Source organism: Lactobacillus sp. B4005 (genome assembly GCF_026536045.1).
GTDB classification, from domain to species: domain Bacteria; phylum Bacillota; class Bacilli; order Lactobacillales; family Lactobacillaceae; genus Lactobacillus; species Lactobacillus panisapium.
In genome coordinates, this window is sequence record NZ_JAFNOZ010000002.1 from 128,870 (window position 1) to 141,253 (window position 12,384).

General features: G+C 39.6%; 27 protein-coding genes. All 27 read right to left on the reverse strand.

Going from position 1 to position 12,384, the window contains the following annotated elements:
- Positions 1-2 precede the first annotated feature (2 nt).
- The 27 genes from rpsK to rpsJ all read right to left on the reverse strand — a co-directional run bounded on the left by rpsK (position 3) and on the right by rpsJ (position 12,163).
- Positions 3-386, reverse strand: a complete 384-nt coding sequence (gene rpsK, locus J3U73_RS05005; protein ID WP_034980403.1) for a 30S ribosomal protein S11 — start codon at positions 384-386, stop codon at positions 3-5.
- Positions 387-409: 23 nt separating this feature from the next.
- Positions 410-757 carry a 30S ribosomal protein S13 gene (gene rpsM, locus J3U73_RS05010; RefSeq protein WP_046307546.1) on the reverse strand — a complete coding sequence of 116 codons (348 nt, stop codon included), beginning with the start codon at positions 755-757 and terminating at the stop codon, positions 410-412.
- Positions 758-780: 23 nt separating this feature from the next.
- Positions 781-897: a 50S ribosomal protein L36 gene (gene rpmJ / locus J3U73_RS05015; protein WP_003647815.1), complete on the reverse strand. Its 117-nt coding sequence runs from the start codon at positions 895-897 to the stop codon at positions 781-783.
- A gap of 14 nt (positions 898-911) precedes the next feature.
- Positions 912-1,133, reverse strand: coding sequence for a translation initiation factor IF-1 (gene infA, locus J3U73_RS05020; RefSeq protein WP_220268368.1), 222 nt, complete (start codon positions 1,131-1,133; stop codon positions 912-914).
- 65 nt (positions 1,134-1,198) lie between these two features.
- Positions 1,199-1,855, reverse strand: coding sequence for an adenylate kinase (locus J3U73_RS05025; RefSeq protein WP_267409773.1), 657 nt, complete (start codon positions 1,853-1,855; stop codon positions 1,199-1,201).
- A 10-nt stretch (positions 1,856-1,865) separates the two neighbouring features.
- Positions 1,866-3,161, reverse strand: a complete 1,296-nt coding sequence (gene secY / locus J3U73_RS05030) for a preprotein translocase subunit SecY (protein WP_220268370.1) — start codon at positions 3,159-3,161, stop codon at positions 1,866-1,868.
- A complete protein-coding gene (rplO, locus tag J3U73_RS05035; protein WP_220268371.1) occupies positions 3,161-3,601 on the reverse strand; it encodes a 50S ribosomal protein L15 in 441 nt (146 codons plus the stop codon). The genes secY and rplO overlap by 1 nt, the downstream gene beginning before the upstream one ends.
- A gap of 23 nt (positions 3,602-3,624) precedes the next feature.
- Entirely contained in the window at positions 3,625-3,810 is a 186-nt protein-coding gene (rpmD, locus tag J3U73_RS05040; RefSeq protein ID WP_220268372.1) for a 50S ribosomal protein L30, read from the reverse strand.
- Between the two features lie 13 nt (positions 3,811-3,823).
- Complete coding sequence (rpsE, locus tag J3U73_RS05045) at positions 3,824-4,330, reverse strand: 30S ribosomal protein S5 (RefSeq protein ID WP_103752387.1); 507 nt, start codon at positions 4,328-4,330, stop codon at positions 3,824-3,826.
- Positions 4,331-4,346: 16 nt separating this feature from the next.
- Entirely contained in the window at positions 4,347-4,706 is a 360-nt protein-coding gene (gene rplR, locus J3U73_RS05050; RefSeq protein WP_103752386.1) for a 50S ribosomal protein L18, read from the reverse strand.
- A 24-nt stretch (positions 4,707-4,730) separates the two neighbouring features.
- Positions 4,731-5,261: a 50S ribosomal protein L6 gene (gene rplF / locus J3U73_RS05055; RefSeq protein WP_267409774.1), complete on the reverse strand. Its 531-nt coding sequence runs from the start codon at positions 5,259-5,261 to the stop codon at positions 4,731-4,733.
- 24 nt (positions 5,262-5,285) lie between these two features.
- Positions 5,286-5,684, reverse strand: a complete 399-nt coding sequence (gene rpsH, locus J3U73_RS05060; protein ID WP_090092302.1) for a 30S ribosomal protein S8 — start codon at positions 5,682-5,684, stop codon at positions 5,286-5,288.
- Positions 5,685-5,706: 22 nt separating this feature from the next.
- Complete coding sequence (locus tag J3U73_RS05065) at positions 5,707-5,892, reverse strand: type Z 30S ribosomal protein S14 (protein ID WP_103752384.1); 186 nt, start codon at positions 5,890-5,892, stop codon at positions 5,707-5,709.
- Positions 5,893-5,904: 12 nt separating this feature from the next.
- A complete protein-coding gene (gene rplE / locus J3U73_RS05070; protein ID WP_103752383.1) occupies positions 5,905-6,447 on the reverse strand; it encodes a 50S ribosomal protein L5 in 543 nt (180 codons plus the stop codon).
- Between the two features lie 14 nt (positions 6,448-6,461).
- Complete coding sequence (gene rplX, locus J3U73_RS05075; RefSeq protein ID WP_046307564.1) at positions 6,462-6,713, reverse strand: 50S ribosomal protein L24; 252 nt, start codon at positions 6,711-6,713, stop codon at positions 6,462-6,464.
- Between the two features lie 17 nt (positions 6,714-6,730).
- Positions 6,731-7,099 carry a 50S ribosomal protein L14 gene (rplN, locus tag J3U73_RS05080; protein ID WP_034980437.1) on the reverse strand — a complete coding sequence of 123 codons (369 nt, stop codon included), beginning with the start codon at positions 7,097-7,099 and terminating at the stop codon, positions 6,731-6,733.
- A 32-nt stretch (positions 7,100-7,131) separates the two neighbouring features.
- A complete protein-coding gene (gene rpsQ / locus J3U73_RS05085) occupies positions 7,132-7,398 on the reverse strand; it encodes a 30S ribosomal protein S17 (RefSeq protein ID WP_220268373.1) in 267 nt (88 codons plus the stop codon).
- A gap of 18 nt (positions 7,399-7,416) precedes the next feature.
- Positions 7,417-7,614 carry a 50S ribosomal protein L29 gene (rpmC, locus tag J3U73_RS05090; RefSeq protein WP_103752381.1) on the reverse strand — a complete coding sequence of 66 codons (198 nt, stop codon included), beginning with the start codon at positions 7,612-7,614 and terminating at the stop codon, positions 7,417-7,419.
- Positions 7,604-8,044 carry a 50S ribosomal protein L16 gene (gene rplP, locus J3U73_RS05095; RefSeq protein ID WP_220268374.1) on the reverse strand — a complete coding sequence of 147 codons (441 nt, stop codon included), beginning with the start codon at positions 8,042-8,044 and terminating at the stop codon, positions 7,604-7,606. Before rplP ends, rpmC begins: the two co-directional genes overlap by 11 nt.
- Entirely contained in the window at positions 8,044-8,715 is a 672-nt protein-coding gene (gene rpsC / locus J3U73_RS05100; protein ID WP_220268375.1) for a 30S ribosomal protein S3, read from the reverse strand. The genes rplP and rpsC overlap by 1 nt, the downstream gene beginning before the upstream one ends.
- Before the next feature lie 13 nt (positions 8,716-8,728).
- A complete protein-coding gene (gene rplV / locus J3U73_RS05105; RefSeq protein WP_038523752.1) occupies positions 8,729-9,082 on the reverse strand; it encodes a 50S ribosomal protein L22 in 354 nt (117 codons plus the stop codon).
- Between the two features lie 19 nt (positions 9,083-9,101).
- A complete protein-coding gene (gene rpsS / locus J3U73_RS05110) occupies positions 9,102-9,380 on the reverse strand; it encodes a 30S ribosomal protein S19 (RefSeq protein WP_267409775.1) in 279 nt (92 codons plus the stop codon).
- A gap of 18 nt (positions 9,381-9,398) precedes the next feature.
- Positions 9,399-10,235 (reverse strand): 50S ribosomal protein L2, encoded by an 837-nt coding sequence (gene rplB, locus J3U73_RS05115; protein ID WP_103752377.1) that lies wholly within the window; start codon positions 10,233-10,235, stop codon positions 9,399-9,401.
- A gap of 15 nt (positions 10,236-10,250) precedes the next feature.
- The gene (gene rplW, locus J3U73_RS05120; RefSeq protein ID WP_103752376.1) at positions 10,251-10,556 is read right to left on the reverse strand and encodes a 50S ribosomal protein L23; all 306 of its coding nucleotides are present in this window, start codon (positions 10,554-10,556) and stop codon (positions 10,251-10,253) included.
- The gene (gene rplD / locus J3U73_RS05125) at positions 10,553-11,185 is read right to left on the reverse strand and encodes a 50S ribosomal protein L4 (protein ID WP_103752375.1); all 633 of its coding nucleotides are present in this window, start codon (positions 11,183-11,185) and stop codon (positions 10,553-10,555) included. The genes rplW and rplD overlap by 4 nt, the downstream gene beginning before the upstream one ends.
- A 14-nt stretch (positions 11,186-11,199) precedes the next feature.
- Complete coding sequence (gene rplC, locus J3U73_RS05130; RefSeq protein WP_103752374.1) at positions 11,200-11,829, reverse strand: 50S ribosomal protein L3; 630 nt, start codon at positions 11,827-11,829, stop codon at positions 11,200-11,202.
- Positions 11,830-11,854: 25 nt separating this feature from the next.
- On the reverse strand, positions 11,855-12,163 hold the full coding sequence (rpsJ, locus tag J3U73_RS05135) for a 30S ribosomal protein S10 (protein ID WP_046307586.1): 309 nt from the start codon (positions 12,161-12,163) through the stop codon (positions 11,855-11,857).
- Positions 12,164-12,384: the final 221 nt, after the last annotated feature.

Here is a 12,384-nt window from a genome sequence, read left to right on the forward strand (position 1 = left end):
AATTAAACACGACGACGTTTTGGTGGTCTAGAACCATTGTGGGGAACTGGAGTGACATCACGGATTGCAGTGATCTCAAGTCCAGTAGCTTGAAGTGATCTTATAGCAGATTCACGACCAGCACCAGGACCCTTAACAGAAACTTCTACATGTTTCATGCCTTGGTCCATTGCGCTCTTAGCTGCTGCTTCGGCTGCCATTTGAGCTGCAAATGGGGTAGACTTACGACTACCTTTAAAGCCCAATGCACCAGCTGAAGACCAAGCAATTGCATTGCCTTGAACGTCAGTAATCATGACTAAAGTATTATTAAACGTAGAATGAATGTGAGCAACGCCTTTTTCAACGTGCTTCTTCACACGACGCTTACGTGCTGTTTTAGGCATCAATAAACCTCCTTATATTTTGTTTATCTCTTCTTACTACCCTTACGAGTACGGGCATTATTCTTGGTATTTTGTCCACGAACTGGAAGTCCACGGCGGTGACGCATACCACGGTAAGAACCAATATCAATTAACCGTTTGATATTCATGCTGACTTCTCTACGCAAGTCACCTTCAACACGGTATTTATCAACTTCTGCGCGAAGCTTTTCTTGATCATCTGGAGTCAAATCTTTTGAACGTATGTCTTCAGAAACACCAGCATCCGCACAAATTTTCTGAGCTGTTGGTTCACCAATGCCATAAATGTATGTTAATGCAACAACTATTCTTTTATCTCTTGGTAAGTCAACACCAGCAATACGTGCCATAAATTGCACCTCCTATTTTATTTTTAACCTTGACGCTGTTTGTGTTTTGGATTTGCAGAACAAATAACCATCACACGACCATGTCTTTTAATAATCTTACAATGTTCACACATTGGTTTAACAGATGGTCTAACCTTCATGTTTCCCTCCGTTATTATTTTATAAACCGATAAGTAATTCTACCTTTTGTTAAATCGTAAGGAGAAAGTTCCACAGTAACACGGTCTCCGGGCAGAATACGAATATAGTGCATTCTGATTTTCCCAGAAACATGTGCTAATATTTTTGCTCCATTTTCCAATTCAACCTTAAACATAGCATTAGGCAAAGTATCAATAACTTTACCCTTTACTTCAATGACATCATCTTTTGCCAAAGCTGTTCCTCCGCATTTAAACAGTCATACTTTGAAATTATAACACGGAAAAGTAAATATACAAATTATTGCTTTTTACTTAAAACCGCATCAACACTTTCAAAGACTTTCTCAGGAGATTGTTCACCATCTACACAGGTTAACAACCCATTCTTTTGATAGTAGTCTTTCAAAGGTGTATTCATCTTTTCATTAACTTGTAAACGATTCTTAACTACTTCTGGCTTGTCATCTTCACGTTGATAAAATTCATGACTGCCACAACGGTCACAAGTACCTTCTACCTTAGGCATCTTAGTAATTTTGTTATAAGTGGCACCACACTTTTTACACATAAAGCGTGCTGATAAACGTTTGACTAAAGTATCTTCCTTAACCTCTAAAGAGATTACGTTAGTTAAAGGTTCGTTCAACTTCTTAGTGATATCTTCCAAAAGTTCAGCTTGAACAATCGTCCTAGGAAAGCCATCTAAAATGTAGCCTTCTTTAATATCTGGTTGACCCAAACGTTCTTCTACTAATCTAGCAGTAACTTCGTCCGGTACCAAATCACCTTTGTCAATGTAACTTTTAGCTTCAAGACCAACTTTGGTCTTATTAGCCATTGCTTCTCTAAACATATCCCCAGTTGAAATATGAGTTAGATGATATTTATCAACAATTTGCTCTGATACTGTTCCTTTACCAGCACCCGGCAAACCTAAAAGAAATAAATTAATCATTTATTCGTTCCTATCTGATGAATCCTACATATTCTCTCTTCATTAACAAACCGTTAATTTGACGAGATAACTCCAAGACAACTCCGATTACGATCAAAAGACTAGTACCACCTAGTCCAATTGAACTCGGTAAGTCCCAAATATTAGTAGCAAGTTGTGGTAGTAAAGCCACCAAACCCAAGAATACTGAACCAACAGTTGATAATCTAATTAACAACTTTGAAACATAATCTTGCGTATCCTTACCTGGCCATACACTAGGAATGTAAGCACCTTGTTTTTGCAAATTCTTTGCAAGTTTCTCAGGATTAACCTGAACAAAAGCATAAAAGAAGGTAAACAGTACAATCAAAAGAGTGTAAATAATAACACCAGTTGTAGTCTGCATACTAAAAATGTTAGTCATTACTTTATACCATTGTTGGTCGCCTTGAGTTCTTTGAAAGGCCATTAAAATTGTAGCTGGTGTAACAATAAACGAACTAGCGAAAATTACTGGAATCACACCTGAGACATTAACTTTTAATGGTAAGAAACTTTCTGAGCCACTAGTAGTTGCTCGTCTAGTGTATTGGATTGGAATACGGCGATCAGCCTGTTCAACCCAAGTAACTATCTGCGTTACGATGAGTATTGCAATGAGAATCGCAATGAAGAACACAATTCCTTGCCAACGATCACTCGCACTATTATTGATCACTTCATCTTTATATAACTGCCAAAGACCGCGTGGAAGTCGAGCAATAATACCGGCAAAAATAATTACTGAAACGCCGTTACCCAAACCTTTATCGGTAATTTCATCACCAAGCCAGGTCAAAAGCATCGTGCCCGCAGTCATGATGATTGCAATTTCACAGTAAGTTTGCCAAGTTTGGGATTTAACTAGTCCCATTTCAGTCAAAGCGTTAAATCCAAGCGTGATTCCAAGACTTTGAAAAAATGCGACAAATAGTGCAAGCCATCTTGTAACTTGGTTTGTCTTACGGCGGCCAACTTCACCTTGCTTGCCCCATTCCACTAAAGTAGGAACAATGTCCATTTGCAACAATTGGATAACAATTTGCGCAGTAATGAAGGGCGAAACACCAAGTGAAAAAATTGAGTAATTATCTAGCCCACCACCGGAAACAGTGTCCAGCATTGGAACTAAACCAGTTTGTGCAACTTGAGTAATCGCTTTTGCATTGACACCTGGAACAGTAATGTTAGCTCCAATGCGATACAGCAAAAGAATAAAGAGTGTGAAATAAATCTTATTTCGAATTTCTTTATCCTTAAAGGCGTTCTTCAAAGTCGAAAACATTAGATCACCTCAACAGATCCGCCGGCAGCTTCAACTGCTTTTTTAGCAGCGGCGGAAACCTTGTTAACCTTTACGTTTAACTTAACTTTTAGCTCACCCTTAGCAAGCAGCTTAACGCCTGATAGTTCTTTCTTTACCAAGCCGTTTTCTTTAAGACTAGCAACAGTAACTTCGTCGTTGTCTTTAAACTTGTTTAAGTCGTCTAAATTAATAATTGCATATTCTTTACGGTTAATGTTCTTAAAACCACGCTTAGGCATAGTTCTGAATAATGGCATTTGGCCACCTTCAAAACCTAAACGAGTGTGTCCACCTTGACGGGCTAATTGACCCTTTTGTCCACGGCCAGAAGTCTTTCCGTAACCACTTGAAGTACCACGTCCAACACGTTTTCTAGTATTGCGTGAACCCTCAGCAGCATGTAATTCATGAAGCTTCATTAATTCGGCACCTCCTTAATTAATTATTTATTGATCTCTTCAACAGAGATTAAATGTGCAATTTTCAACAGTGCACCACGAGTAGCGGCGTTGTCTGGTAGAGTAGCTGTACTATTAATTCTACCTAAGCCTAAGGCTTTAACAACTTTTCGTTGGTTAGGTAGACGGTGCGCAGCACTTCTAATTAAAGTAACTTTTAATTCAGTCATTTATTTTGTCTCCCTAATCTAAATCAGCGTGACGTAGTTTTTCAACTTGCTCACTGGTCTTAAGTTTTTTCAATCCATCAATAGTTGCACGAACAACATTGATTGGAGTGTTTGAACCAAGTGACTTAGAAGTAACATCAGCGATACCAGCCATATCCATAACGATACGAACGGCACCACCGGCAGCAACTCCGGAACCAGCAGGAGCAGGTTTAATTAAGATGCTACCCGAGCCGTAGTGACCGATTACTTCGTGAGGAATGGTAGTACCAACCTTAGGAACAGTAATCATGTTCTTCTTACCGGCTTCAACGGCCTTACGGATTGCTTCTGGAACTTCTTGAGCTTTACCAGTACCAAAGCCTACACGACCTTTTTTGTCGCCAACGATTACCAAGGCAGCAAATCTCATTCGTTGACCACCCTTGACAACCTTGGTGACACGATTAATTGCTACTAACTGATCTTCGATGTCGTCTTTATTTCTGCGATTATTGCGAGAATCGTTGCGGTTTGCCATGTATTATTCTCCTTCCCTAGAAATCTAATCCGTTTTCACGAGCGGCATCTGCCAAAGCTGAAATACGGCCATGGTATAGGTAACCACTTCTATCGAACACAACATTTGAAATGTTCTTAGCTTTAGCTGCTTCGGCAATTGCCTTACCTACAGCTTGAGCTTGTTCTACCTTAGTTGAATCCTTAGCTACGGAATCATCCAAAGTTGAGGCACTTGCTAGCGTTACACCCGCTACGTCATCAATTAATTGAGCGTAGATGTTTTTGTTTGAACGGAAAACGCTTAAGCGTGGGCGCTCAGCAGTACCAGAAATCTTGCCACGAATACGTTTGTGACGCTTTAAGCGTAACTTATTTTTATCTGGTTTTGAAATCACAATTTCACCTCAAAAATTTATTTATTACTTACCTGTCTTACCTTCCTTACGACGTACATATTCGTCAGTGTAACGAATACCTTTACCCTTGTAAGGCTCTGGTGGACGTACATCGCGGATTTCAGCAGCAAATTGTCCAACATTTTGCTTAGAAATCCCTTCTACTTCAATATCAGTTGCTGAAGTAGCTTTTACGGAAACACCTTCTGGTGCAGTCATTTCAACTGGGTGTGAGTAACCAACATTTAATGTTAATTTGTTGCCTTGTGCTGTTGCACGGTAACCAACACCGATTAACTTCAAAGTCTTCTTGTAGCCATTAACTACACCTTCAACCATTGATGCCAAGTTAGCTCTTTCAGTACCGTGAAGTGCTTTATCACTTTCATTTGAACGTGAAAAGTTAATCTTGCCATCTTCTTGCTTGAAAGTAATCTTTGGATCGAAGTATCTAGTTAATTCACCCTTTGGTCCCTTAACGGTGATGTTGTCACCATCCTTGGTAACTGTGACACTATCTGGGACTTCAATTGTTTTTAAACCAATACGGCTCATTGATTGTTCTCCTTTCTGTCAGAATTACCAAACGTAAGCGATAACTTCGCCGCCGACGTCTTTTTGTCGAGCTTCTTTATCGGTAATTACACCAGCAGAAGTTGAAACGATGGCGATACCTAAACCATTAAGAACTTTAGGTAAGTTTTCAGCACTAACGTAATTTCTAAGACCTGGCTTAGAAATACGCTTTAAGCCTGAAATGACACGTTCTCCGTCTGGACCATATTTCAAGAAAATCTTGATAATGCCCTGTTTGTTGTCATCAGTAACTTCGTAATCACGGATGAAACCTTCGCGTTTCAAAATTTCTGAAATAGATTTTTTAATGTTTGATGCAGGAATTTCAACTGAACTATGCTTTGCCATATTGGCATTTCTAATTCTAGTCAAGTAATCTGCGATCGGATCTGTCATGACCATTTATGCTATCCTCCTAACCGTATTACCAACTAGCCTTTTTAAGACCTGGGATTTGACCTTTGTGAGCTAAATCCTTCAAGCAAATACGGCATAAACCAAATTTACGGTAAACGGAGTGTGGACGACCACATCTCTCGCAACGAGTATATTCACGTGAAGAGAATTTAGCAGGACGATGATTTCTAATTATTTGTGATGTTTTAGCCATTAGTGTCCTCCATTATTTTGCAAACGGCATACCAAATTGACTTAAAAGCTCACGAGCTTCTTCATCAGTGTTGGCAGTAGTAACGATAACAACATCTAAACCTCTTGTCCGATTAACCTTATCAAAGTCAATTTCTGGGAAAATAAGTTGTTCCTTGATACCTAAAGTGTAGTTACCACGACCATCGAATGAACGGCTTGAAACACCGCGGAAGTCACGAACCCGAGGAAGCGAAACACTAATTAACTTGTACAAGAAATCATACATTCTGTCTCCTCTAAGTGTTACCTTAGCACCGATAGACATACCTTCACGTAAACGGAAGTTAGCGATTGATTTCTTAGCCTTTGTTACTAAAGGCTTTTGACCTGAGATCAAAGTTAATTCTTCGACTGCTTCATCCAAGTTCTTTGCGTTAGTAACTGCGTCACCAACACCCATGTTCAAAACGATCTTTTCGATCTTAGGTACTTGCATAACTGAGCTGTATTCAAACTTTTCTTGCAATGCAGGAACAATTTTTTCTTTATATTCTTCAGCTAAATAATTTGCCATTTGTGTCCTCCTTCCTATTTCTTAGTTTCTTCTTTTTTGCTTTCAGACTTAGCAATAACTTTTACGTTTGATGCGTGAATTGAACCTTCTGATTCAACTACACCACCATTTGCATTAGTTTGCGAAGGCTTTTGGTGTTTCTTAATTGTGTTAACGCCCTTAACAACCACACGGTTTTTCTTAACGTTAACAGAAAGAACAGTACCTTCTTTACCTTTGTCTTTTCCGGCAATAACTTTTACTTTGTCACCAGTTTTAACAAACATCAGTGCACCTCACTTAATTATAAGACTTCAGGAGCAAGAGAGACGATCTTCATAAAGTCGTGCTCACGCAGCTCACGTGCAACAGGCCCAAAGATACGAGTACCACGTGGGCTCTTATCTGCATTAATTACTACACCGGCATTTTCATCAAACTTGATGTATGAACCATCTTCACGACGTGCGCCTGATTTTGTTCTAACAATGACAGCTTTGACAACGTCACCTTTTTTGACAACGCCACCTGGTGTTGCTTGTTTAACAGTTGCAACCACGATGTCACCAATGTTACCAGTCTTACGTCTTGAACCACCTAAGACTCTAATAACTAATAGTTCTCTGGCACCTGAGTTATCAGCAACCTTTAAACGGGATTCATTTTGAATCACTATTTAATCCTCCCCTCACTAAATCCGCAAAACTATACAGATTTCTTGACAATTTTTACTAAACGGAAGCGCTTTGTACGAGATAATGGACGGGTTTCCATGATACGAACAGTATCGCCAACTTTAGCTTCATTATTTTCGTCTTGTGCGTAATATTTCTTAGAATATTTGATACGCTTCTTGTAAACAGGGTGATTCTTGTAAGTATCAACAACAACAGTGATAGTTTTGTCATTCTTATCAGAAATTACTCGACCTTGATATACGTGACGACGATTTCTTTCGATTGATTCGCTCAAGTTAATAACTCCCTTCCACTAATCTTTCTTCAATGCATCTTCACTTAGAATTGTTTTAATTCTAGCGATGTTCTTGCGGACTTTGCTTAGGCGAGCGGTATTTTCTAATTGACCCGTTGCTTGTTGAAAACGCAAATTAAAGAGTTCTTCTTTGTATTGCTTTTCCTTGTCCAACATCTGATCAGTGGTTAGTGCTCTGATATCTTTAGCCTTCATTAGAATTGCCACCTACTTCCGAACTTTTAGTCACAAACTTACATTTAATTGGTAACTTAGTTGAAGCAAGTCTTAAAGCTTCACGAGCAGTTGCTTCGCTAACGCCACCAATTTCAAACATAATTTTTTCTCTCTTAACAACAGCTACCCAGCCGGCTGGTGCACCTTTACCGGAACCCATACGTACACCTACACCTTTAGCAGTATATGATTTTTGAGGGAAAATTCTAATCCAAACTTTACCACCACGCTTCATGTAACGAGTCATCGCAACACGAGCAGCTTCGATTTGTTGGGTAGTAATCCAGTGTGATTCAAGAGCTTGTAAACCATATTCACCAAAGGCAATGGTTTTGCCACCCTTAGCAGCACCACGCATCTTACCACGGAATTCACGACGGTGCTTTACCCTTTTTGGTACTAGAGGCATTATTTGTTTCCTCCCTTCACAGCTTTTTCAGGTTGCTTACTCTTTGAAGGTAAGACTTCACCACGGTTGATCCATACTTGAACACCAATTTCACCATAAGTAGTGAAGGCATTTACCCAAGCATAGTCAATGTCTGCTCTTAAAGTTTGTAATGGAACACGACCTTCAGTATGCCATTCTCTTCTCGCCATGTCAGCACCGTTTAAACGACCAGAAGTTTGAACTCTGATTCCTTTAGCACCAGCACGCATAGTTCTTTGAGTAGCTTGGCGCATTGCACGTCTAAAAGCAATACGAGCTTCAAGTTGACTTGCAATACTATCTGCTACCAATTTAGCATCAAGATCTGGTTTCTTAATTTCGACAATGTTAACGTGAACTTGCTTGTTAGTCAACGCATTTAATTCTTTTCTTAAAGATTCAACTTCAGAACCACCTTTACCAATTACCATACCTGGCTTTGAGGTATTAATTGATACGTTGATTCTGTTTGCTGCACGTTCAATTTCAACAGTAGAAACAGAGGCATCCTTTAATTTCTTAGAAATGAATTTTCTGATCTTCAGGTCTTCATTTAAGGTTTCTTTATATCCTCTGTCAGCATACCATTTAGATTCCCAGTCACGAATTACGCCGAGACGAAAACCATTTGGGTTAATTTTCTGACCCATTAATATACCTCCCTTAATCGTTCTTTTCTGAAACTACTACAACTACATGACTTGTTCTCTTGTTAATTGGAGAAGCCATACCTTTGGCACGTGGTCTAAATCTCTTTAAAGTTGCACCTTCATTTACGTATGCTTCTGATACGTAAAGGTTAGCACTTTCGAGATCGTAGTTGTGTTCCGCATTAGCGATTGCTGAGCGTAAAACTTTTTCAACGATTGGGGAAGCAGCTCTAGGCGTAAATTGCAAGATTGCCAATGCTTCAGCAACGTCTTTACCGCGAATTAAGTCAACGACTAAACGTGCTTTTCTTGGAGCAATACGAACAGTTCTTGCTTCAGCCCTAGCTGAACTAATTTGTTCTGCCATTTAAGTGTTTCTCCTTCCTCTATTTAGTTGCCTTATCGTCAGATGTCTTGTGTCCATGGAAAGTTCTTGTTGGAACAAATTCACCTAACTTGTGACCAACCATGTCTTCAGTAATGTAAACTGGAACATTTTTTCTACCATCGTAAACAGCTATAGTCAAACCAACGAAGGAAGGGAAAATAGTTGAACGACGTGACCAGGTTTTAATAACCTGTTTTTTCTCTGTGTCTGCTTGTGCATCAACTTTCTTTAGCAAAGATGCGTCTGCAAAAGGCCCTTTTTTAATACTACGGCTCATTAATTAACCCTCCTTCTATTACTTGTTACCCTTACGGTGACGAATAATTAACTTCTCGCTAGCTCTCTTACTATTTCTAGTCTTGATACCGCGAGCTTTCTTACCCCAAGGAGTCATAGGTTGTGGACGACCAACTGGAGCCTTACCTTCACCACCACCATGTGGGTGATCGTTAGGGTTCATTACAGAACCACGTGATTGTGGACGTCTGCCTAACCAGCGACTACGGCCAGCCTTACCTAATTGAATCAATGAGTGTTGTTCGTTACCAACAACACCAATAGTTGCACGACAAGTTGACAAAATCTTACGAACTTCGCCACTTTGAAGTCTAACTAAAGTGTACTTACCGTCACTACCCAAAACTTGAGCATTGGCACCAGCACTTCTGACAAGTTGTCCACCCTTACCAGGTCTTAATTCAATGTTGTGAATTGAAGTACCAGTAGGAATGTTCTTTAATGGTAAAGCATTACCTGGTTTAATGTCTGCATTAGGACCAGATTCAACCACATCGCCAACTTTTAATCCTTTGGGAGCTAAAATGTAAGCTTTGATACCATCAGTGTAGTGAAGAAGTGCAATGTTAGCAGTTCTGTTTGGATCGTATTCGATAGCCTTAACAACAGCTTTTGCATTGTCCTTGTTACGCTTGAAATCGATGATACGGTACTTTTGCTTATGACCACCACCACGGTGTCTACTTGTAATATGACCATATGAGTTACGACCTGCAGTGTGTGATTGTGATTCAAGCAAGGTACGTTCTGGCTTGCTCTTAGTAATCTCAGCAAAGTCGGAAGAAGTCATATTACGGCGACCATTTGTGGTTGGCTTATAAATCTTAATAGCCAATTGACTGACCTCCTATTACTTATTTTCTTCTTGATTTTCGTCTTTGAAAATCTTAATGTCGTTTGAATCATCAGTTAAAGTGACAATTGCTTTACGGCTACGAGCTGTTTTACCAGTGTAACGGCCAACACGCTTGTCTTTACCACGAACATTCATGATATTAACTTTCTTAACTTTGACATCAAAGATTTCTTCAACAGCGTTACGAACTTGAGTCTTGGTTGCAGTTAAAAGCACGTTGAAAGTGTACTTCTTATCATCCATTAAGTTCGTTGACTTTTCAGTAATGATAGGTCTTAAAATGATATCATGTGCACTCATTTCTTCGAAGCCCCCTCAACATTCTCTTCAATCTTCTCAATAGCGTCTTTAGTCAAGATTAACTTGTCATAGTTTACTACATCTTCAACGTTTAAGCCGTTAATTGTAATAACCTTAACTTTTGGCAAGTTTCTTGCTGAAAGTTGTACATTCTTGTCTTCTGAAACAACAAGTACTTTACCTTCAATATTTAAGCTGTCTAATATTGACTTAAATTCTTTAGTCTTAGGAGCTGACAATGTCAACTGGTCTAAAACGATTAAATCTTGATCAATCAATTTTTGGGAAAGAACTGACTTGATAGCCAAACGACGTTGTTTTCTTGGCATTGAGTACGCGTAAGAACGTGGAGTTGGTCCAAAGACTACACCACCGCCGCGCCATTGAGGTGATCTGATTGAACCTTGACGAGCACGTCCTGTACCCTTTTGCTTCCAAGGCTTCTTACCACCACCACGAACAGCAGATCTATTTTTAACCTTTGAGGTACCTTGACGCTTGCCAGCTCTTTGTCTGATGATTGCATCGAAAACAACGCTCTCGTTTGGTTCAATACCAAATACTTCATCTTTTAAAGTAACTTCACCAGCATCTTTACCTTTTTGATCGATAACTTTTAAATTAGCCATTCTAGTCCTCCTTCCTATTTATTATTCTTAACAGCAGATTTAACAGTAATTAATGAGTTCTTAGCACCTGGAACATTACCTTTGATAAGTAATACGTTCTTGTCAGCTACAACCTTTTCAATTACTAAGTTTTCAATGGTAACTTTCTTCATACCCATGTGACCTGGCAAACGCTTGCCCTTTGGTACACGGTTAATGATGGAACCCATTGAGCCAGGAACTCTGTGGTATCTTGATCCGTGAGTTTCAGGTCCACGTGATTGGCCCCAACGCTTAATGTTACCTTGGTATCCATGACCTCTTGTAGTACCAGTAACGTCTACGACGTCACCTTCCTTAAATGTGTCCACAGTAACTTCTGAGCCGACTTCGTAGTCCTTAAGCTCAACTCCGCGGATTTCACGTATGAAGCGCTTAGGCGAAGTCTTTGCTTTTGCAGCATGACCTTTTTCTGGTTTGTTGCTCAAAACTTCACGCTTGTCTTGGTATCCCAATTGAACTGCTTCGTAACCGTCTGATTCAACAGTCTTAACTTGCATAACAACGTTAGGAGTTGCTTCGACAACAGTTACAGGAACAAGGATGCCATCTTTGGTGAAGACTTGAGTCATACCGACTTTTCTTCCTAAGATTCCTTTGGTCATGATTACACCTCTTTCTCTTTAAAAATTATAATTTGATTTCGATGTCAACGCCGCTTGGTAGATCAAGCTTCATTAAAGAATCAACAGTTTTAGGTGTAGGGCTTAAAATATCGATTAAACGCTTGTGCGTACGCATTTCAAACTGTTCACGTGAGTCCTTGTTCTTGTGTGGTGAACGAAGAACAGTGAATAATACCCGTTCTGTTGGTAGAGGAACTGGACCTGAAATTTCAGCACCAGTTCTCTTAGCTGTTTCTACGATTTTAGCAGCCGATTCATCGAGAATACCATGTTCGTAAGACTTAAGTCTGATACGAATTGATTGACTTGCCATTGAATTACCTCCTCAACGTCTTCTTTTAAAAGATGACTAGCTTCCGCAAAAATTCCCGGCGCCACCTCTGTGGCAATGCAGCCTGGTGTGCCGCAACCTTTTACATCAACGCTTTACAACAAATATGTGCAATAGAGCATACTATGCCCTAAGCGCACAAAAACTAGTATACTTACTTTAAGCCTAAATATCAAGGGTTTTAGGACTTTTTCTTTAATTTT